Origin of the sequence: Nostoc sp. (genome assembly GCF_036917615.1) — a bacterium.
Classification (GTDB): domain Bacteria; phylum Cyanobacteriota; class Cyanobacteriia; order Cyanobacteriales; family Nostocaceae; genus Nostoc.
Map to the genome: position 1 here is coordinate 116,703 of NZ_JBALCZ010000019.1, position 20,578 is coordinate 137,280.

Annotated in this window: 18 protein-coding genes; 11 read left to right on the forward strand and 7 right to left on the reverse strand. The window is 42.3% G+C overall.

All coding sequences use genetic code 11. The features are described 5' to 3' along the window. Window positions 1-1,195: 1,195 nt before the first annotated feature. Complete coding sequence (locus V7K85_RS06040; RefSeq protein ID WP_334812038.1) at window positions 1,196-2,713, reverse strand: ABC transporter permease subunit; 1,518 nt, start codon at window positions 2,711-2,713, stop codon at window positions 1,196-1,198. A gap of 239 nt (window positions 2,714-2,952) precedes the next feature. Here V7K85_RS06040 and V7K85_RS06045 point away from each other — a divergent pair, with 239 nt between their 5' ends. After that, window positions 2,953-3,708 (forward strand): amino acid ABC transporter ATP-binding protein, encoded by a 756-nt coding sequence (locus V7K85_RS06045; RefSeq protein WP_334811787.1) that lies wholly within the window; start codon window positions 2,953-2,955, stop codon window positions 3,706-3,708. A 1,264-nt stretch (window positions 3,709-4,972) separates the two neighbouring features. Then, the gene (locus V7K85_RS06050) at window positions 4,973-6,535 is read left to right on the forward strand and encodes an ammonium transporter (RefSeq protein WP_334811788.1); all 1,563 of its coding nucleotides are present in this window, start codon (window positions 4,973-4,975) and stop codon (window positions 6,533-6,535) included. Window positions 6,536-6,666: 131 nt separating this feature from the next. On the opposite strand, the gene V7K85_RS06055 is transcribed toward V7K85_RS06050, so the two are convergent. The 3 genes from V7K85_RS06055 to V7K85_RS06065 all read right to left on the reverse strand — a co-directional run bounded on the left by V7K85_RS06055 (window position 6,667) and on the right by V7K85_RS06065 (window position 8,123). Then, on the reverse strand, window positions 6,667-6,867 hold the full coding sequence (locus V7K85_RS06055; RefSeq protein WP_273763239.1) for a hypothetical protein: 201 nt from the start codon (window positions 6,865-6,867) through the stop codon (window positions 6,667-6,669). Window positions 6,868-7,050: 183 nt separating this feature from the next. Then, window positions 7,051-7,743, reverse strand: a complete 693-nt coding sequence (gene lipB / locus V7K85_RS06060; RefSeq protein WP_334811790.1) for a lipoyl(octanoyl) transferase LipB — start codon at window positions 7,741-7,743, stop codon at window positions 7,051-7,053. Window positions 7,744-7,985: 242 nt separating this feature from the next. After that, window positions 7,986-8,123, reverse strand: coding sequence for a hypothetical protein (locus V7K85_RS06065; protein ID WP_334811793.1), 138 nt, complete (start codon window positions 8,121-8,123; stop codon window positions 7,986-7,988). Window positions 8,124-8,362: 239 nt separating this feature from the next. Here V7K85_RS06065 and hpf point away from each other — a divergent pair, with 239 nt between their 5' ends. Then, window positions 8,363-9,010, forward strand: coding sequence for a ribosome hibernation-promoting factor, HPF/YfiA family (gene hpf / locus V7K85_RS06070; RefSeq protein WP_334811795.1), 648 nt, complete (start codon window positions 8,363-8,365; stop codon window positions 9,008-9,010). A gap of 142 nt (window positions 9,011-9,152) precedes the next feature. Here hpf and V7K85_RS06075 read toward each other — a convergent pair whose 3' ends face one another. Then, window positions 9,153-9,614 (reverse strand): peroxiredoxin, encoded by a 462-nt coding sequence (locus V7K85_RS06075; protein ID WP_334811797.1) that lies wholly within the window; start codon window positions 9,612-9,614, stop codon window positions 9,153-9,155. A 118-nt stretch (window positions 9,615-9,732) separates the two neighbouring features. Here V7K85_RS06075 and V7K85_RS06080 point away from each other — a divergent pair, with 118 nt between their 5' ends. From V7K85_RS06080 to V7K85_RS06090, 3 genes are all read left to right on the forward strand, one after another. Continuing rightward, on the forward strand, window positions 9,733-10,860 hold the full coding sequence (locus tag V7K85_RS06080) for an acyltransferase family protein (protein WP_334811799.1): 1,128 nt from the start codon (window positions 9,733-9,735) through the stop codon (window positions 10,858-10,860). Window positions 10,861-11,012: 152 nt separating this feature from the next. After that, the gene (locus V7K85_RS06085; RefSeq protein ID WP_334811801.1) at window positions 11,013-11,714 is read left to right on the forward strand and encodes a CAP domain-containing protein; all 702 of its coding nucleotides are present in this window, start codon (window positions 11,013-11,015) and stop codon (window positions 11,712-11,714) included. Between the two features lie 339 nt (window positions 11,715-12,053). Continuing rightward, window positions 12,054-12,758 (forward strand): CAP domain-containing protein, encoded by a 705-nt coding sequence (locus V7K85_RS06090; RefSeq protein ID WP_334811803.1) that lies wholly within the window; start codon window positions 12,054-12,056, stop codon window positions 12,756-12,758. Between the two features lie 379 nt (window positions 12,759-13,137). On the opposite strand, the gene V7K85_RS06095 is transcribed toward V7K85_RS06090, so the two are convergent. Further along, entirely contained in the window at window positions 13,138-14,553 is a 1,416-nt protein-coding gene (locus tag V7K85_RS06095; RefSeq protein WP_334811805.1) for a carotenoid oxygenase family protein, read from the reverse strand. Window positions 14,554-14,564: 11 nt separating this feature from the next. Here V7K85_RS06095 and V7K85_RS06100 point away from each other — a divergent pair, with 11 nt between their 5' ends. Continuing rightward, complete coding sequence (locus tag V7K85_RS06100) at window positions 14,565-14,723, forward strand: hypothetical protein (RefSeq protein ID WP_334811807.1); 159 nt, start codon at window positions 14,565-14,567, stop codon at window positions 14,721-14,723. Between the two features lie 149 nt (window positions 14,724-14,872). On the opposite strand, the gene V7K85_RS06105 is transcribed toward V7K85_RS06100, so the two are convergent. Continuing rightward, window positions 14,873-15,439: a PadR family transcriptional regulator gene (locus tag V7K85_RS06105; protein WP_334811809.1), complete on the reverse strand. Its 567-nt coding sequence runs from the start codon at window positions 15,437-15,439 to the stop codon at window positions 14,873-14,875. A gap of 465 nt (window positions 15,440-15,904) precedes the next feature. Here V7K85_RS06105 and V7K85_RS06110 point away from each other — a divergent pair, with 465 nt between their 5' ends. The 4 genes from V7K85_RS06110 (at window position 15,905) to V7K85_RS06125 (ending at window position 20,395) form a co-directional block, all read left to right on the forward strand. Next, entirely contained in the window at window positions 15,905-16,318 is a 414-nt protein-coding gene (locus tag V7K85_RS06110) for a hypothetical protein (RefSeq protein ID WP_334811812.1), read from the forward strand. Between the two features lie 355 nt (window positions 16,319-16,673). After that, on the forward strand, window positions 16,674-17,849 hold the full coding sequence (locus V7K85_RS06115; RefSeq protein WP_334811814.1) for a hypothetical protein: 1,176 nt from the start codon (window positions 16,674-16,676) through the stop codon (window positions 17,847-17,849). 198 nt (window positions 17,850-18,047) lie between these two features. Continuing rightward, window positions 18,048-19,487, forward strand: a complete 1,440-nt coding sequence (locus tag V7K85_RS06120) for an NB-ARC domain-containing protein,Caspase domain-containing protein (RefSeq protein WP_334811816.1) — start codon at window positions 18,048-18,050, stop codon at window positions 19,485-19,487. Continuing rightward, window positions 19,481-20,395 (forward strand): tetratricopeptide repeat protein, encoded by a 915-nt coding sequence (locus V7K85_RS06125; RefSeq protein WP_334811818.1) that lies wholly within the window; start codon window positions 19,481-19,483, stop codon window positions 20,393-20,395. The genes V7K85_RS06120 and V7K85_RS06125 overlap by 7 nt, the downstream gene beginning before the upstream one ends. Window positions 20,396-20,578: the final 183 nt, after the last annotated feature.

The following is a 20,578-nucleotide window of genomic DNA, read 5'->3' on the forward strand; positions in this document are numbered from 1 at the left end:
TTGAAGTTGACTATGTGTTTAAGTTGTTATGACCTTTATCAACAATTCATTTGTCAATACTTATAATGCTATGATTACTAATTTTTAATTTCTATTTTATCTAATTTATCTTTATTAGCCTCAGTGTGTTAATATTCCGTCAATATAATTATTTACTAAATGACTGAATTTAAGTATTTTTATTTATAAGACAGATATTTATGCCAATATTATAGTAACTAGAAAATAACGCTAAACAATTAAGATATTTTTTCTTGATATAGATACATATTTGTATAAATACTATCAATAGTTATAATTATTTAACTTTTGGCTGAGAAGACATTTATATATATCAATTTCTGCTGTGGCAGATTGGAAATTGTCTACGACTCGGAAGGCACCATTTATCCCGCATTTATCACAAGTTCTGCGATCGCAATACTGTAAAGGATAATAAACAAGAGAGTTTTTGTCGCTAGGAAGATAATCAAAGGATAGCGATTAACTAGTGGGGGAAAAGTTTTTAACGTCAATAGGACTTACGCACGAGTTATGGAATAACGAACCGCAGAGGCGTAGAGGACACGGAGAAATGAGAGTTTGAGAGATATTTTGCGTAAGTACTAGTCAATATTAAACCGCGTCCACTTTGAAAATTGTAGTTCTTTCCGTATGAAAACAAAAAACCCTCATCCCCCAGTCCCTTCTCCCAAATTTGGGAGAAGGGGAGCCGGAAAGAAGTCCCTCTCCCAAGTAAGGGGAGAGGGATTTAGGGCGAGGGCAAAAACTACGGTTCTTAACATAGATGAGGTTTAAACTTGTTTTTGCTTCTTGTTTGGTGGAATTTAAGTTTTTGTGCGATCGCTCTAGGTAAAATGATTGGGCAATACCCTGCAATGCCAATGCGTCAGCTTACATTGTCAATGCGTCGGCTTACATTGTCAATGTGTCAGCTTACATTGTTAATGCGTCGGCTTACATTGTTAATGCGTCGGCTTACATCGTTAATGCGTCAGCTTACATTGTCAATGCATCGGCTTACATTGTTAATGTGTCGGCTGCATCGTTAATGTGTCAGCTTACATCGTTAATGCGTCGGCTGCATTAAAAACGTTACGCTTTTACGCAAAACTGTACTTAGTGCTTACCTTAAAAGTTAATTGACATTGGCAATTCTAAATTAAAGTAAGTCTGAAAAATCACTTAAAAATTATTAGGTATCGTACTTGTTTTGCCGCTTAACCGGATTCATCCACACTTCTAAGCGACTAAATGCCTGTGAAGAAAGTAACGTCAAGCATAGATACACCAAAGCTACAGCCGCGTAAATTTCAAAAGCGCGATAATTATCGGCGACAATTAGCTGTCCTTTGCGAAACAATTCTTCAAAACCAATCACTGCAACTAAGCTTGTATCTTTCAACAAACTGATAAACTCATTACCTAAAGGTGGGATCATCCGCCGGAAAGCTTGGGGAAAAATTACATAACTCATGGTTTGCATAGAACTTAAACCTAACGATTGTGCAGCTTCTGCTTGTCCTGTTTCAATTGATTGAATTCCAGCACGGACAACTTCGGCAATGTATGCAGCACTATTCAAACTTAAGGCAATTACTCCAGCTACCAAACGATCAAAAGTAAATGTCAAACCAAGTTCTTGTAAAATTGCTGGTAAACCGAAGTAAATCATAAAAATTTGCACTAACAAAGGCGTTCCCCGGAAAAAATCCACATACGCCCTCGCCACCCAACGCAAAAGTGCAACATGAGAAAGGCGGACAATACCAATCAAGGAACCCCCAATTAAACCAAACACTACAGAAAGCATTGTCAATTGCAACGTTACCAAAGCTCCCTGTAATAAAGTCGGAAAAGCCTGCAAAATCACGCCAATTGAGGTTAATATTTTAGGTGCGCGAGCGCTAGTCTGATTCTCAAATGGTGATTTAACTGGTAATGATGGCGGCTCGGCTTTAAACCATTTTCGATAAATTTGGGAATAAGTGCCATTTTTCAGCACCCTATCGAAACCGTTGTTTATTAATGCCAAATTCGGCGAATTTTTAGCTGTAGCAATCCCGTAAAATTCCTCCGTCAGCAATTGCTGTACTATTTTAATTCCCTTGAGATTACCCGTATTAATAGCATACAAAGTCACTGGTGCATCATTAATTACCGCATCCACATTAGCATTAAGCAATTCTTGCAGGGCTAAAGGTGCTGAATCAAAACTGCGAATTTGCACTCCAGGAATACTCTTAGCCTTTGCAGCCCCAGTTGTACCAACTTGTACCGCAATTTTTTTATTTTTGAGACTGTCAAAGCCAGTAATATTTTGATTATCTGCGCGGATTGCGATCGCTAACCCAGCTTTAAAATAAGGGCGGGAAAAAGAAATCGTCTTTGCCCTCTCCTCTGTAATCGTGATCGAACTAATCGCCGCATCTACCGTTTTGGCTCCCAAAGCTGGGATAATGCCATCAAAAGGCAGACTTTGAAAATCCACCTTAAAGTTAGCTGCAACTGCGATCGCATTCATCAAATCAATGGAAAAACCCTGTAACTTACCACCTTGTTCTTGAAACTCAAAAGGTGGAAACGCCGGTTCAGTAGCAACCCGTAGAGTTTTCCCAGCACTAGGATTCACACCACAGCCAGCCAGTAACAAACAGCTAAAACCTACAACCACACACCAGCGCAGCCAACAGATAAAACTAAATTTAGCCATATTATTTTCTCTCCCCCTCTGCGCTCTCTGCGCCTCTGCGGTTTGTTCAAGTTCCCGCCAAGAAATAAATTTCACAGGCTTTTAGCTAAAGTCTACTTCAATAGACTAAAACCCTTACTTAGTCTTCTAAAGAAGACTTGAGCTATTAGCCTCAGAATTCATTCTGAGGCGTTTTTTAGGACTACTGCACGTATACATAAAAACCTTACAATCAACTGTAGAACAGCTTGACATAAGTAATGAACAATACCATCCCCGCCATTATTTTTGACAATATCGAAAAAAACTTTGGTCCCCTAAAAGTCCTTAAAGGAATCACAGGCGAAATCAATCGGGGAGAAGTTGTTGCAGTTATCGGTTCCTCCGGCTGTGGTAAAAGTACCCTACTACGCTGCTTTAACCGCCTAGAAACCATTAACAAGGGGCGTTTAATAATCAACGGGATCAACTTATCACGACCCACTGTCAACTATAACCAACTGCGGCAACTACGAACACAAGTAGGTATGGTTTTCCAACAGTTCAACCTGTTTCCCCATCTCAGTGTCCTAGAAAATATGACACTCGCCCCTCGGAAAGTATTGGGTAAAACACCGAAGGAAAGCGCCCAACTAGCGAGATTGTATTTAGAAAAAGTTGGCTTACATGACAAAGCCTCTGCTTATCCCGAACAACTTTCTGGCGGACAAAAGCAACGAGTAGCGATCGCTCGGAGCTTATGTATGAATCCCCAAATCATGCTATTTGACGAACCCACCAGCGCCTTAGATCCCGAACTTGTCGGCGAAGTTTTGCAAGTTATGCAGCAATTGGCATCAGAAGGGATGACAATGGTGGTTGTCACCCATGAAATGCAATTTGCAAAGGAAGTAGCCGATCAGGTGATATTTTTAGACAAAGGTATTGTGACAGAACAAGGTCCAGCTTATGAAGTATTGACCAATCCGCAAAGCGATCGCCTACGTATTTTCCTCAGTCGTCTCAAAGCAGTTTAAAAACTAACTGTAGTAACGCACCAAAAACCTGAATGTAGAACAAGAGTTATTAGAAAAGTGGCGGGTACTTTCAGCAGACAAACAGCAGCAAGTTATGGAATTTGTGGAATTTCTCCACCTCTTGTTTCGTTAAGTTTCAAGCAATGTTACCCCACTTATGGGAGATAGCCCATCCGGGGGCGTGACAAAGTAAGTGCAAAATTAGACACGTTATAAAGAAGAATTACAGAAAGCACTTTTTTGATTTACTAACTTGCCCAAAAATGATAAGGAAGCTTTTCAAGCCGTTGAGTCTAAAGTCTGACTTTAGCAAAAATCGCCATGCCAATACACACCACTGACACACCAGCGCCAAGTCCTATACAGATATTGTGTGGTAAATTCATAACTTGTTTACATTATTTTTCTTAAGCACCTGGGTATCTTCACACTTAAGATACCCTTTTATCTATTTAGGTAAATACTCGCCTAATTGATTTTTAAAAGCATTCAATTTTGACTGAGATTCAATCGTTTTGAGTTGGGTCAGATTGACGAAGATATGACAAAATTATGACGAAAGTGTGACGATATTCATGAGGCTGTGAACAAAAAAAGTAACAAGTTATTAACTTGTTGTATATAAAATTAATAATATTCTGAATGTTTCTATTTTAATATCGGGAAATACTAGTACTGCAAAGAATACAGTCGTTATATCTGATGTGTCAGGAGTAACTTGATGCGACATCTGACAATAAACTGTATTATTTAATACAGTTTATTGTCAGTCAAAAATAAACAATTAGTCAAATTTCTTAGTTTATTCCTGTAAAGGAACATTTAGATTTCTTACAATATCAGGGTTTTTGATATTAGAAAAATGTGGTTAAAGACTTACAGAAAAACTTCTTCTTTGTTGTTGATGATGCCGCCGCAACCATCCTAGCGTGATGGGCTGTAGATTTTGAGAGAATCATGCTGAAGTTGATTTGACTAAATACCTTCAGATTCTTCCTCAACAGCTTGACTGACAATTGAGGTTGGAGTTGTTTAAAAATACTTACCTTAATGGAGGTTTTACTTAGTGGGTAAAAACAGAGACAGACTAAAAACTATCTTATTTAAGACTTGTAGTTATTTGGGAAAAAACAGCCGAAATTGCCTCAACATATTCGGCTATTTGGTAACAAGCTTTATTATCTTTTTCGTGAAGGCGGGATCTACCCCAGTCAAGAAAGGCTTTTTCCTCTTTAAGCATCAGCAATTCATCACAATGAAGAAAATGCCGACGACTGCTGGGCAAAGTCAGCAAGTTAACAAGTTGGCACGATTGGGACAGCGTTTACGTGATCCGGAGTGGAGACGCTACGGTTACTTACTACTCCTGGGCAAGGCTATGGCTATCATGATGCTGTTCATAGTATTTGCCTTCATCCCCAATTTAATAGAAACGCCAGCTCTAGCAGCTGATCCAGTACTCAAAGGCAATGACATCGTTAACCCGATTAATACCCTCTGGACGCTGCTAGCTGCCTTCCTAGTATTTGCAATGCAGGTAGGTTTTACGATGCTGGAAGCAGGTTTCTGTCGCTCTCGTGAAACCGTCAATGTCTTGATGGAGTGCATCGTTGACACCTGCCTTTGCGGTTTATTGTTCTATGCCTGGGGCTTTGCTTTCATGTTCAGTCATGGTAACGGCTTGATTGGACTGAATTGGTTTTTCTTGCAAGGGTCTCCTGCCACCTATGAAAGTTCAGGTGTGGCGTTCCTGGCATTTTGGCTGTTTCAGTTTGCCTTTGCAGACACCTGCTCGACGATTACCTCTGGGGCGATGATTGGGCGGACAGGGTTTATTGGCGATCTTCTCTACAGCTTTGGCGTTTCTGGATTCATCTACCCAATTATCGGACACTGGGCTTGGGGGCCAGACGGTTTTCTGGTAACGATGGGCAGCAAAGATGGTTTCCTGCCCTTCTTGGGAACTGGCTTCCATGACTTTGCAGGCTCTACAGTTGTTCACACTATTGGGGGATTCATTGCCCTAGCGGGTGCGATCGCCCTCGGCCCGCGTTTGGGTCGTCGGTTCAAGCGCGACGGTGGTGGGCCGATGTTACCCCATGACCTTGTAATTGCTGCTTCCGGCGGTCTGATTCTGTGGTTCGGTTGGTACGGTTTCAACCCCGGCTCAACACTTTCAGCGATGGACTTTGTGGGGACTGGACGGGTTGCTGCCAATACTACCTTGGCAGCATGTGCAGGTGGTCTGTCGGCACTGTTTTTCGGATATCCGAAAACAAAAAAGTGGGATTTGAGCTTCACAGTCAACGGGTTCTTGGCGGGTTTGGTTGCGATTACTTGCCCTTGCTATTGGGTGAATCCGACAGGTTCTATCATCATTGGGGCGGTAGCTGGCGTAGTTGTCATTCTAGGCATAGACCTGTTGGAATGGCTTCGGATTGACGACCCCATTGGTGCAGTTCCTGTACATGGTTTTTGCGGGATCTGGGGAACGTGGTCGCTGGGCTTGTTTGCCACTGGTGAATTCGGTGCGAGTGGCCCCATCTTACCTGATGTCTCTGCGCCATTAAGAGGTCTGTTTTATGGTGGGGGGATACAGGTGTTGAGCGCACAAGTTATCGGCAACCTAATTATTACTGTGTCTACATTCGCTGTGGCAATGGGGTTGATGTATTTGGTAAATTTGACCGGGACACTGCGTGTGTCGAAAGAAGGCGAATTGGAGGGTTTGGATTTACACGAGCATGGCATACCAGCCTACCCTGAATATGTCATTAGTTCATCACCTAGCCCTGATAGCTCTCCATTAGGAGAAGTGAATAGATAGAGACTAAAGCCAAGCGCACCCCTAACAGAGAAAAGTGCTAAAAATCTATCAGTCTTCATCCCCATCAGTCGGTGGGGCTTTTTTCTGGAGAAAAAGTTGGGAAATGTGTAGCTATCCACTAACACCACTATTTAAAGATATTCGCGCAAGAAATCAAAGGGATCATCTTCCCAACATGGTTCAGGTATCAGCCAAAATAAACTACTGTTGATATCGGCTTCAATTTCATCACCGTCGTCTCTATCAAAGAGTTCTATCAAAGCTATCCAATCACCTTCTCTCAGAAACGTTAACGATGGGGCATATACCTGGAGATTATTTGAGTAATTCACGCGCAAAGTTGTGCTTGAGAGCCGTAAAAAGTTAGTATAAAAATTTGTAAATAATCAGATTATAGCTTTGATAACCGAAGTTAAATAGTTATTTTGATACTATTAAATATGGACTACTCTCATGAGTGTCTCACAATTTAAATAGGACTGCTATAGTATTTATTACATAATTACAAGCTGAATTTACTCAAACCGGAAAAATCCTTCAGGCTGCGACTCGACTAATTCCACGTCAAAGACTTCGGCAAAGGACTGGGCTAGATAAAAACGCACTTCTTGGCAAGTGATTCCTGGAATCCATTCAGCTAAACTGCCTACAGGTTTATCAGGAATACCGCAGGGTACAATGCGCTCAAACCCTGTCATATCAGGACAAACATTTAATGCAAAGCCGTGCATGGTAATCCAACGGCTAACTTTAATCCCAATAGCCGCAACTTTTCGCCCTTGTAACCAAACACCAGTAAAAGCCGGAATTCTTTCTCCCTGCAATCCATAAATTGCTAATAGACGAATTATGACTTCTTCGAGTTGCCGTAAGTACCAATGAAGGTCTTTACGATAACGTTGCAGATTTAAAATTGGATACCCCACCAGTTGACCGGGACAATGGTAAGTAACCTCACCGCCTCGTTCAACTCGATGCACATCATATTCCCCTTTGTCAATATCAAATTTGAGAAAATCTGAGTTGGCTCCCTGTCCCAGAGTATAGACAGGTGGATGTTCTAGCAAAATTAACACGTCATCTAGACTGGGGTCATGGATACGCTCAGTCAGGAGCGATCGCTGCCATCTATGAGCTTCTAAATAAGGCATTAATCCTTGGTTATACAGTAAACAACGGTTTTTGTGTGGTTCATTACTATGGATCATGCCAAAAATCAATTGGGATTGGGAACGAAATCTATTTCAAGTTAGAGGATTGGAGTTAACAAATGTCAAGCTTTGCAAAGGATTTTAAAGGAAAGTCAAGGGAACCTGCATTAGAAAAAACAAAGTGCTAGCTTGAATATTAACCTGAATAGGTTTTAGGAGGAATTTTCTGCAATAAGCATCACGCCAAAACAATAAGAACGAATGTACTGGCTGATGACTCTAATTATATTGTTTGCATTTCACACAGAATCAAACTTCCACAAAGACTTGTATTCTTGAACAACAGCAAGCAAACCTGAATCGAACACAGAAGGAGCAACTATCAACAGTTCTGTAAGCATTCCTTTAAAGGAGAAGGTAGTCACGGGAGCTACCACTCAGATTTCCTCACCCAAGAGTTCTAAGTGGGCATCCAATTGGACATCAGCGCAGAGATGAGGAGGGAAATCAAGGGTATACTTGACAACAACTTAGATGCAGCAAGCTTAGAGACAGCTTACCAGCAGTATATACAATATAGTTCACAATTTGTTTTGGCGTAAGTAATATATCTTACCGCAACTTCTTTTCATACAAAGCAAATTCACACATCCAAATATTCACCGGGAGAGTTTACATGAAGCTTGTCATCCACGGCAAAAATATTGAAATCACCGATGCAATTCGTGAGTATGTACATCAAAAGATTGAAAAAGCAGTTAGTCACTTTCAGAGCATTACAAATGAAGTGGATGTGCATCTTAGCGTAGCCCGTAATCCCCGAATTAGTCCTAGACAAGCGGCTGAAGTAACTATTTATGCAAATGGTAGCGTTATCCGTGCCGAGGAAAGCAGCGAAAGCCTCTATGCCAGCATTGACTTAGTTGCAGATAAAATTGCTCGTCAACTGCGGAAATATAAAGAACGGCGTCAAGACCAGAAAACTCAAGCCCAACCAACAGAAGTAGTTGTTGCAGAATCAGTAGTCACAGATTTAATTGGCGATCGCACCCCCGAACTACCCAACGAAGTCGTCCGCACCAAATATTTTTCCATGCCGCCGATGACCTTTACAGAAGCCTTAGAACAACTGCAACTCGTGGGACACGACTTTTATATGTTCCGCAATTCTGAAACTGGAGAGATTAATGTAATTTACGAACGTAACCACGGCGGTTATGGTGTGATTCATCCCCGCAATGGTAACGGTCATACTAACGGCAAGAATGGCAAGTCAACCCACGCTAATATTGTCATGCCGGAAAAGTCGCCCTCGAATAAATAGGGAGTAGAGAGTAGGGAGATAGGGTAGAAATAACTCCTAACTCCTAACTCTACCAATTTTAGATTTTGAATTTTGGATTTTGGATTGCATAAAAAATCTAAAATCTAAAATCTAAAATCTAAAATCCAAAATTGAACGACTCCTACTTAGCCGCAAGTTGTTGCAAAGTTTTCAGCGCTTCCTCAACATGACCTTTAAAGTTAAACATTGAATCAAACACATATTGCACAACTCCCTGTTGGTCAATGACGTAAGTAACGCGACCAGGGAATAAGCCAAAAGCCGCTGTTGCGCCATATAGCTTCCGCACTTGGTCGCCTTTGTCGGTTAACAGGGTAAAAGGTAGATTGTATTTCGCCGCAAATCGTTGGTGAGATTCGCTGGAGTCAGCACTGACGCCGACAACTTCAGCACCAGCGGTTTTAAACACTTCATACTGATCGCGAAAGGCGCAAGATTCAGTCGTACAACCGGGTGTGTCATCCTTGGGATAAAAATATAGGATAACAGCTTTTTTGCCGCGAAAATCTTGGAGGCTAACTGTTGAGCCGTTTTGGGCAGGTAGAGTGAAATTAGGAGCAGTATCTCCAACTTTAATTGGCATAGCGAGTCGTGGTAATTACTTAACAAAATTTTAACTTGTATTTTAGTCTAGAAATTTTGCTTGATTACCTGCATCAAGCGGGGTAGCTTAGACACTCATCTAACATAAAATTCCGCTTATGCGCCTAACTTCACTGGATGTTTTTCGCGGCATTACGATCGCTGGTATGATTCTCGTCAATATGGCGGGAGTCGCAGATGATGTATATCCTCCCTTAGCTCACGCCGATTGGCACGGTTGCACACCAACTGACTTGGTATTCCCCTTCTTTCTTTTTATTGTCGGTGTGGCGATGACTTTCTCGCTGTCAAAGTACACCGAAGCTAATAAACCAACCTCAACTATTTACTTGCGGATATTGCGCCGCGCTGCCATTCTCTTTACCTTGGGATTGCTACTAAATGGCTTTTGGAATCAGGGTATTTGGACTTTTGACTTGAGTAGTATTCGGATTATGGGGGTGTTGCAGCGCATTAGCCTTACCTATCTGCTGGCTTCGGTAGCTGTTCTCAACCTCCCGCGTAAAGGTCAATGGATACTGGCAGCAGTACTACTTATCGGCTACTGGCTAACGATGATCTATCTACCAGTGCCCGATTATGGTGCGGGAGTTTTGACGCGGGAAGGTAACTTTGGCGCTTATATTGACCGCCTGATTATTCCCAAAGCACATTTATACAAGGGTGATGGTTTCAACTTTATGGGAGATCCAGAGGGACTGTTCAGTACTATTCCTGCGATAGTAAGCGTCCTCGCTGGCTACTTCACTGGACAATGGATACGCAGCCAACCTGTACAGTCACGTACAAGTATAGGTTTAGGATTATTTGGAATTGGTTGCTTAATTATCGGTTGGGCGTGGGGGTGGACATTCCCCATCAACAAAAAGCTGTGGACAAGTTCCTATGTAGTCTTTACCAGCGGTTGGGCGTTACTTTTGCTTGCAGCTTGTTATGAACTCATCGAAGTCCGGCTGAATCGTCGCTGGAGTAAACCTTTTGAAATTATGGGCTTAAATGCGATCGCTCTTTTCGTTCCATCCGTTTTGTTGATTAAAATCTTAGTGAAAACCACTATCGGCACAGGCAAAGACGCTCCCAGTACCTACAATTGGATATACCATAATTTTTTTACATCTTGGGCAGGGGCGCTGAATGGTTCCCTGTTGTTTGCCCTAGTCACCGTGTTGTTATGGTGGGCTGTTGGTGTTCTGATGTATCGCCAACACTGGTTTCTCAAAGTGTAAATTTGCAAGCAGGCATCAGAAAATGAAAAAATTTTTGTTATTATTTATATTTTAGTATTATCGAGGTTACAAGATGCCACAGAAGTCTTTGCAGATTTATTTTTTCTAATTCATTCAAACTATTAATCCACTGAAAAATTGTGAGGTAATGGATGCGTCGCCTTAAATTTTGGGTGTTTTTGCCAATTGGGTTGATATTTGGCTGCTTAAACCAACTGTTTCAATCTAACCAATCTGTAGCCTACTCTAACCCAGCAGTAGTTCCACAAACTAGTCCGACTTTATCAAAAGTGAGTTACCTTTCATCGTTGGAACAAGAGGTAATTGTTGAAACAAATAAGGTACGAGCAAATCCTCAATCATACCTCCCGATTTTAGAAAACTATAGGAAGCGCTTTGAGGGAAACCTAGTCAATATTTCTAATAATACTTATTGGCAAACTCAAGAAGGAGTCAAAGCAGTTGATGAGGCGATCGCATTTTTGAAATCAGCACCTCCTGTGGGAGCATTGAGTGTATCTAAAGGTATGTCTTTAGCAGCAAAAGACCACGTTAAAGACCAAGGCCCAAAAGGTGCCACAGGTCATGATGGTAGCGATGGTAGCACCCCCTCTACTCGCATCAACCGCTATGGTAAATGGCAAACAATCGAAGGCGAAAATATCATTTATGGCTATAACACTGCTCAAGATATCGTCATGCAATTAATTATTGATGATAGTGTGCCCGATCGCAGTCATAGAAAAAACATTTTTAACGGTACTTTTAAAGTGTCTGGTGTTGCTTATGGAATTCACAAAATATATAGAACAATTTGTGTAATTAATTACGCTGATGGGTATAGGGAGAAATAATTGGAGTTAGGGAGTGGCTACAAATATCGAAGGTTCTGAATTATTGCACTTAAAATCAGGCGTAATAAAGTAAAACTATTTTTTGTGCTTTACGTTTCACTAATAACTAAGTCTTAACAAGTATTACATAGTAATTGTTAAAACTTAAGTAACAAAGACGATCCCAACGTTATCTATACTCTCGATCAACTCATTTCCGTTCTTGTTAGGGGAATGATCCAAGTTCTGATATCTGACAATTCTGAATCAAGAAGCGTCTACAAACTTCTCTGTGTGTTGAAAATTATTGTTTATTCTAATTCACTAAATTAATCCATAGAAAAAATTGTGAGGTAATGAATGCATCCCATGAAATTTTGGGTATTTTTGCCACTTACCCTAATATTCGGCTGCTCAAATCAAGTGTTTCAATCTAACCCATCTGTGACAAACTCTAACCCAGCAGTAGTTCAACAAACTAGTCCGACTTTATTAGCAAAAGCGAGTTACCTTTCACCGCTGGAACAACAGGTAATTGTTGAAACAAATAAAGTACGGACGAATCCCAAAGCATATCTGCCGATTATCGAAAAATATAGAAAGCGCTTCCAAGGGAATCAAGTCAAAATTTCTAAGAATAGCTATTTGCGAACCCAAGAAGGAGTTGAAGCAGTCGATGAAGCGATCGCATTTCTGAAATCAGCACGTCCTGTGGGGGCGTTGAGTGCATCTAAAGGTATGTCTTTAGGAGCAAAAGATCATGTGAAAGACCAAGGCCCAAAAGGTGCTACAGGTCATGATGGTAGCGATGGTAGCAACCCCTTTAATCGCATCAACCGCTATGGTAGATGGCAAACAACCGCAGGTGAAAATATCAGTTATGGCCCAAACACCGCTCAAGATATTGTTATGCAGTTAATTATTGATGATGGTGTGCGCGATCGCGGTCATAGAACAAACATTTTTAACGGCGCTTTTAAAGTGTCTGGCGTTGCTTATGGAACTCACAAATCATATAGAACAATTTGTGTAATTGACTATGCTGGGGGGTATAGAGAAAAATAAGATCAGGCGATAAAATCGTTCTTACAAGAGGGAATCAAGGTTTTTGATTTGTTGATAAAATAGCATTCCGTCTGTAGGCGATTTGCCAAAAAAGATACTTGCTCTCAACCTTTCCTCTGTTAACATGCATAATGCTTCGCTCAAGCCTGTTGATCAACGCTAACAATTCTTAAGTAGGTAATGAACCCAATAGGGTTCATTACGAATCCGTCAAATTACCCACTATAGCGCTTCTCGTTTGTATGCAATACACTTTGACCTCACTCCAAACCTCTCTCCTAAAAGGAGGAGCCACTGCGTTGGGCGGCTCTGCCGACTTAAAGTGGCGTCAGAGCCTTTGAATCTTACCCCCCTTCCCTTGTAGGGAAGGGGCTGGGGGTTAGGTCTGTATTGAACTCAACCGAGAAGCAATATATTCTTCAGCAACCCAAGCCCCATGAAAGCCATAAGGCACACGTTGAGGAATTATCACCCGTGCTACAGGTTCAGCGGTCACATCTTGGGCATTCACCACTACTAATTCTGAAGTGTTTGAATTCTGATCGTGGAGGAAAGTCATAAGCCAACCATCATCCTCAGCAATTGCACCAGGACGCGGCGCAAACACAGCTTCACCGCCATACCGCCCCTGTCCGAATTTATGGATTTGAGACTGTCCACTGCTGAAGTCGTACTTAATTATCCCTTCAAATAGAGGTAGGGGACTATTAGCCATTTTGTTACTGTAGCCATATCGGGTTTCTCGCCCCAATAGATTTTCGTTGATGCGGGGAAATTCTGAAGCTACATCGTCTAACATCTCTTCACGCACTGTCCCCGTGTTGAGATTAAACCGCCAGCGATGCAAGCGCGGGATATCTGCTTCTGGGTCGGGTTGCGAATCATCAGAACTCAAAACAGTAGTAGAACTCATGCGACAGGCAATAAGCACCACTTCATCTCCCTCTTCGTAAGCGTTGAGGGTATGGAAGACGTAGCAAGAGGGACTCTCAAACCAGCGGATATTACTGTTGTCACCGTAACGTGGTAGAATGCCAAAACGACTTGGGCGATCGCGCTCAAACATCATTACAGGTTCTCCGCGTTGCGCTCGCTCGATGCTAAAAGTCAGCGGCAAATCCATAAATATCGTGTAGTTTTCTGTGATGGCGAAATCGTGCATCATCACTCCGATTGGCAGGTCAATTGGCACTGTCCACAACAGTTCCCCTTGTGCTGAAACCACACTATATTGCAGGTATGGTGGCGTTAACACAGAGTAGCCAAAGAATATCATCTCGCCTGTAACCGGGTCTACCTTGGGATGGGCTGTGAAGGCAGAAACCGGCTTGCCATTGTAGCTATACTCGCCAATGGTTTCTAATTCAGGAAGCTTGATGGCGTGAGGTTTACCTCCCTCGTTCAGCGCCAACATCTGACCAGCGTGCCACACTAGAGCAGTGTTGCCAGTATTTTTGCGGGGGCCGGGGGGGTTATCCATCTGCCGTGGTTCCAACAATCCTGTCCAGAGAGCCTTACCCGCATCTCGTTCTTTTTTCCATCCAGCTGTTTGGACGTAGCGGTTTCGATAAGTAGCTACGCCGTTGCTAATTCGCACACCATGCAACATCCCATCCCCGTCAAACCAATGATATTCACCGATGGGTGCCCATTGAGGGTTAGGGCCATTTCGGACAAACATCCCGGATAGATCAGGGGGTAGTTCACCAATGACTAGTAATTTGTCAGTGGTGATTTCTTCATGGATTGGAGCAAAATTGTGATCAAGATACGGATTGACTGCTATTGTTACCATTGTCTTGATTTATGAGAGTTACAGAAAAACAAGCTAGAGCCAACGGCTTTACACCATTTTACGAAATACCTGATACAGATACATGGGTAGGGGCGTACAAATGTACGCCCCTACAGCCCATTCATGTGTTGCAAAGTTTTTTGTCAATGGTATCAAACATCGGAATGTAAGCGATTAGCAGTTTTAACTGTTGTGAACATGATACGATAAATATATTAGACTACTCACCATTCACAATGCATCAGCTAATGCAACATAGTGTGAGAAAAGGTTTGAAATATTTGAAAAGGAATGTCCGTAGCTTTAGTGCTGGCAAGTGTCAAAGAATCTGGTAATGTGATGCATATGGCTTTTGGTAACTGATAACACTGATCGCTATCTTCAACCAATCAATGTAAGTCTGTTCTCTTCGGAGCACCAACTCCAGCACAAGCCTTTGCATTACCTGCTCACGGTCGGCAGACTCATCACCGAGTGATGGCAAATCGATGGTTTCACATTCAGCAAGCTTTTTGCTTCGATCTGCCACTTGTTGCTCCAGTAGGTGAATGATAGTTTCATTCGACAACTGATCTGCAAAATGTAACTGGACGAGCAAAGGTTCTCGGATAGTCGGCAAGGGTTGATCAGTCCCAAGCCATCGGGCGAATTCGGCTTTCCCTGGCTCCGTCACACTGTAGACTTTACGGTTGGGGCGATCATGCTGAATCTCAATCTTACAGGTAATCCAGCCTTGCTCAACTAGCTTATCGAGAGTTCTGTAAATTTGTGCCTGGTCTGCTGGCCACAAATGGGCAATGCATTGATCAAAGCAGCTCGTTTTGAGGTCGTAGCCTGTCATTTCTTGCTGCTGAAGAAGACCTAGAATTATATATGCTAGGGACATGAAGACAGTTTTCCCATAATTGACATTTTCTCGATAGGTTCTACACTATGTACTTGTTATAAGTTTATGCTAATATATGATTAATCGAATATAAGATATAACGGCTATAAAAAGATATGTTGACTATAATGCTTCTTAGCAAGGAAACCGAATATATGAACTGAGGTTGGGCAGATGGCTAATGGTGCTGTTTGCACAAGACAGTAAGTAAGCCACGATGTATGTTGAGTGCTGTTTCCGTACCCATACGGGGCCTACATGGAGCGGAGCATCTTCAAGAGAAGGAGAAGTTCTGATCAGAGCAGCAAGCCTCCTGGCAAGCGTCTACCCCACCATTGGATATGCTACTCATCGCTAGTGTATCACTCAACAAACCAGTTGTTCGCTACAGTCTATTCGTGATGAATAGCGACACAGAAATAATTTAAGCCATTGAAGACTATTGTAATGACAGGATGGGTAACATTGACTTCTAACACACTTTCACAAAGAATACGTCAACATCAATATCTGCGTGATTTACGAAACAAATTACTCCATCTTCACAAGATGTTGCTGGAGACAGAACGCATTGCCTACGAACAGGTTAGTGGACGAGTATCAAGCGGAGAACTACTTCAGCTAGTTATCGCTCATGAACAATTTGCTTGGCTACATCGTATTTCTGAGGTGGTTGTGCAAGTTGATGAAATGCTCGAAGCAGATGAACCGATAGCGATGGACGATTTTGAAAAGTTGATTGCTAATGTCCGCACGCTGATTATACCGTTAGAAACAGGCAATACCTTCGAGAGAAAGTATTACAATGCTCTCCAGCGCGAACCTGGTGCTGTGTTGGCACATGCAGAGATATCAAGATTTCTCATGACTAAGGTTTAAGGGTCAATACGCTTGGTGTTAGTGATATTTTGCCCCAGAAGATCCCCCCAACCCCCCTTTTAAGGGGGGGCTTAATTCCCTCCTTTTTAAGGAGGGTTAGGTAACATCAAGCGTATTGGTTTAAAGGTAACTTAGAGCGATTTTCAATAGCCATACAGCGGATTTTATCTGAATAGACCACAGTAAGTAGGGATTGCAATGCCTATCCTCTTATGACGAACTGTTCGGCTGTAGTCTACGCGATTTAAAACCGCTGTAATACCTAGCTTTTCACGGGAAGTCCTGTTGTATCAGATAACGTGGTCATGAATAATACAGAGGAGAAGCTTTGCAGTCGCTAGCCACCCTTAAAATAATGACTACTGTAATATTTGTACATGGTACTGGCATTAGAGAACGAGAATACAACGATACCTTTGAGATAATTGAGCAAAAGATTCACGCTCAACGTCCTGACATCAAAGTTGCTCCCTGTCTTTGGGGTGCATTAGGTGCAAAGTTCAATGATAATCGGGCATCAGTACCCTTGGAGGATGCCACACTGGCTTTATCTCAGCTAGAAGAAGATGCAGATATTGTACTCTGGCGGCAATTATACCGCGACCCTCTGTATGAATTGCGGCTGTTGTCTTTGAAACCTATTGAGTCAGGAAATGCTTTTGGGGATGATCCAGGGGATGTTTTACAATCTCGTGTAGCGAGTCTCACGCCGACATCGGAATTGCAGGTTAAGTTGCAAGAGGCGGGAATTGCAGAGATATTTCCAGAAGCACGAGAGGCTGTGATTCGCAGTGAACCGTATGATCAGGCATTGCTCACAGTTTCTGAATCTGATTTGAGTGAATATTATGCACCAATAGCTAGAGCATTTGTCGCTCAAGCAATGTTTATTTGCGAACAACAAGAAAAATTTCCTTTAATACTCACTGATGCCCAATTGCGGGATAAAGTTGTGGAATTGCTGACTCTGGCTTTGGGAGAGGCGGAGTTAGGATTGGGTGGCTGGTTATTAAAGCCACTTATTGAACTAGCTTTGCCAATCGGAACCAATTATGTCAGAGGAAACCGCTTTGAGTTAACTGATAAAATTTCGCCTATGCCTGGTGATATTTTGTTGTATCAAACGCGGGGTGAAAAAATCAGGGCGTTTATCCAACAACAAATTGAAGAAGCAGAATCGCCAGTGGTTTTAATCGCCCATAGTTTGGGAGGTATCGCTTGTGTAGATTTGCTAGTGCAGCAGCAGTTTTCTCAGGTGGAATTATTGGTAACAGTTGGTTCCCAAGCACCATTTTTATATGAGATTAACGCCCTCTACAGCTTAGAATATGGACAGTTATTGCCAGAGCATTTCCCGGAATGGTTGAATATCTACGATTTACGGGATTTTCTCAGTTACGTTGGTAAGAAAATTTTTCCTGATAGAGTGCAGGATGTGCGAGTGGATAGCAGACAACCCTTTCCCCGTTCCCACGGTGCTTATTGGACAAATCCTAAAACCTGGGAGGCGATTATTCCGAGGTTGCCATAATGGTTTACTTTTTACGGTATCTAGAAAACCCCTCTCCAAACCTCTCCTTTACAAGGCTACGGCGTACACACAAGTCAAATTACCCCCCTCAATCCCCCCTTGGAAAGGGGGGAAGCCGGAAATCTAGTTCCCTCCCCTTTGTAAGGGGAGGGTTAGGGTGGGGTAAAAACCATGAGAGGCTAGGTCATCATGCTGTTGATGGCTAGATCTGAGCGGACTTTTGGGTTAATTGTGGGTATTGAAAAGTACCACGAAACTGCTTGGAATGTGACGGGTGGGGGGCCAGCCGATGACGCGCTGAAATTTGCTCATTGGCTGCATCGGCGCGGTGTACCGAAGGAAAATATTCGGTTATGTTTATCAGCACTGGAAGAAAATCATCAGTTAATTGGGGAATGTGGGTTAACTGTAGAGTTAGCAACTGAGCAAAATATCTCCGACATTGTGACTAACTTTTTATCCCCACAGTCGGGAGATTTACTCTACATTTTTTGGGCGGGACATGGTTTGATTACCTCAGAACGAGAGCGTCGGTTGATTTGTGCTGATGCAAATAAACAGAATTGGCAGAATTTAGATTTGAATTCTTTATTAGTTTTGTTGGGTTCCGATAAATTTCAGATTCGGAATCATATTTGTATTATTGATGCTTGTGCCAATTATGTTTTAGAGTCGAAGGGAAAACCAACTAACTTAGGTGGCAAAGCTTTTTTGAGTGGACAGCCACATAAAGATAGTCAACAATTTGTGTTACTGGCTACGCGGGAAGGAGAAAAAGCTGAGGTAAATTCTGAAAATAAAACAGGATACTTTTCTCAAGCTGTGAGAGAGGCTTTTGCTGAAGCTAATGGAACTTTTCCGCCGGATATGAGGGAAGTTACTGAGGCAGTTAAGCAGCGATTTACCAGTTTAGATAAAAAACAACTGCCGACTTATTTTTATTCCCGCAGTTGGGATGGAGATATTGAAAAATTTCATTTCAACCCGTTTGATATCCCGCATAACATCCCACAGAGTCAAGCTCGTAAGTTTGTCGGGAGGGATGAGCAAATAGAACAATTGCATCAGCTATTGCAAGCAAATGATGTTGTGGCTATTACCGATGTGACTGGGCAAGGTGGCGTGGGTAAAACAGAGTTAGCTATTCAATACTCATGGCAATATTTAGAAGATTATTCTGGCGGGTGTTGTTGGTTAAATCCCCAAGGTATTGATTTGGGAACCCAGTTAGTAGAGTTTGGAGTTGTGAATTTACCTAACTTTAATCCACCGGATAGATTAAGCCTAGCAGGTCAAGTTGCTTATTGCTGGAAGAATTGGCAAGCTGGCAAAGTTTTATTAGTATTTGATGATGTCAAAGACTGGATGCAAATTAAACTTTATCTACCACCTAAAGGTTCTCGGTTTAAGGTGTTAATTACCACTCGTCAAAACACAGGGTTAATATATCCATCACTGCCGCTAGGTGAGTTGTCACCAGAGGCAGCCTTAGAATTATTAGCGAAGCTGTTGGGGGATGAATATGTTCAACAGGACACGGAAACAGCAAAAAAACTTTGCGAATATGTCGGTTATATCGCCATTGGAATTTACCAAATAGCGGCTATCTGCCGTAAGCCAAGGAGAGTATTATGCTAGCAGACATTCTCGCACAGCTACAAAAGCAAGCAACAGACGGCGAGTCTGGTGTAGCAGCAGCTTTTGAGTTGAATTGGCAAAGCTTGGAACCAGAGGCGCAAAAATTGGCTTGTCTGTTGAGTTTGTTTGCCTTGGCTCCTATCCCTTGGTCAATGGTTGAATCAGCAGCAAGTTATAGCGATTTGGAATTTGACCTCAAAGCTAACTGCACTATTTTAGTTGAGCGTTATTTGCTGCAAGAATTGGCAGAGGACACGTATCAAGTTCACGAACGCATTCGGGAATTATTGCAGCAGAAGTTAGAAGATTTGGCTGAAGCTGATGAACTCAAGCGCGGCTTTTGTCAAGCAATAGTAGTAGTAGCAAAAGATATTCCTAACACACCCACATTGAGAGAAATTGCTCAAGCAACTCCTGCCATCCCTCACCTTGCGGAAACTGCCACAGTTTACCAAGCTTGGTTAAGCGATGATGATTTAATCGTGCCTTCTGTAGGCTTAGGTAGATTTTACCAAGGTCAAGGAGCCTACGCGCAAGCTTTACCTTGGCGTGAGCAAAGTTTATTAGATGCTAGAGAACGTTTGGGGGATGAACACCTGGATGTAGCAATTAGCCTGAACAATTTGGCAGGACTCTACTATTTACAGGGAAGATACAGCGATGCCGAACCCCTGTTTATCCAAGCTTTAGAGATGTATAAACGTCTGCTGGGGGATGAACACCCAGATGTGGCAATTAGCCTGAACAATTTGGCAGGACTCTACAAATCACAGGGAAGGTACAGCGATGCCGAACCTTTGTATATCGAAGCTTTGGCGAGCGCTGAAAAACGGTTGGGGACAAATCATCCCAAGACAATAAGCATTCGTGAATATCTGGAAGACTTGCGGCGCAATTGTCAGCCTTGATTCAGGAGAATGGTTGCTTTTGTCTCCCGTTTGGTTTCAGTAATTTAGGTAATCTGCATCGGCTGCATTACCCGCTTGGGATTCAAATTCCAGTCTAATAGCTTAACTCCTCTAAAGAGGACTAATACAAATTTACTTTAATAATGATACAAATACGTTGGTAAGGGCACGGCAATGCCGTGC

Bases quoted from the DNA above. Each gene is read 5' to 3' on its own strand.
- V7K85_RS06040 (WP_334812038.1), bottom strand. From the start codon at position 2,713: ATGGCTAAATTTAGTTTTATCTGTTGGCTGCGCTGGTGTGTGGTTGTA.
- V7K85_RS06045 (WP_334811787.1), top strand. From the start codon at position 2,953: ATGAACAATACCATCCCCGCCATTATTTTTGACAATATCGAAAAAAAC.
- V7K85_RS06050 (WP_334811788.1), top strand. From the start codon at position 4,973: ATGCCGACGACTGCTGGGCAAAGTCAGCAAGTTAACAAGTTGGCACGA.
- lipB (WP_334811790.1), bottom strand. From the start codon at position 7,743: ATGATCCATAGTAATGAACCACACAAAAACCGTTGTTTACTGTATAAC.
- hpf (WP_334811795.1), top strand. From the start codon at position 8,363: ATGAAGCTTGTCATCCACGGCAAAAATATTGAAATCACCGATGCAATT.
- V7K85_RS06075 (WP_334811797.1), bottom strand. From the start codon at position 9,614: ATGCCAATTAAAGTTGGAGATACTGCTCCTAATTTCACTCTACCTGCC.
- V7K85_RS06080 (WP_334811799.1), top strand. From the start codon at position 9,733: ATGCGCCTAACTTCACTGGATGTTTTTCGCGGCATTACGATCGCTGGT.
- V7K85_RS06085 (WP_334811801.1), top strand. From the start codon at position 11,013: ATGCGTCGCCTTAAATTTTGGGTGTTTTTGCCAATTGGGTTGATATTT.
- V7K85_RS06090 (WP_334811803.1), top strand. From the start codon at position 12,054: ATGCATCCCATGAAATTTTGGGTATTTTTGCCACTTACCCTAATATTC.
- V7K85_RS06095 (WP_334811805.1), bottom strand. From the start codon at position 14,553: ATGGTAACAATAGCAGTCAATCCGTATCTTGATCACAATTTTGCTCCA.
- V7K85_RS06100 (WP_334811807.1), top strand. From the start codon at position 14,565: ATGAGAGTTACAGAAAAACAAGCTAGAGCCAACGGCTTTACACCATTT.
- V7K85_RS06105 (WP_334811809.1), bottom strand. From the start codon at position 15,439: ATGTCCCTAGCATATATAATTCTAGGTCTTCTTCAGCAGCAAGAAATG.
- V7K85_RS06115 (WP_334811814.1), top strand. From the start codon at position 16,674: ATGACTACTGTAATATTTGTACATGGTACTGGCATTAGAGAACGAGAA.
- V7K85_RS06120 (WP_334811816.1), top strand. From the start codon at position 18,048: ATGGCTAGATCTGAGCGGACTTTTGGGTTAATTGTGGGTATTGAAAAG.
- V7K85_RS06125 (WP_334811818.1), top strand. From the start codon at position 19,481: ATGCTAGCAGACATTCTCGCACAGCTACAAAAGCAAGCAACAGACGGC.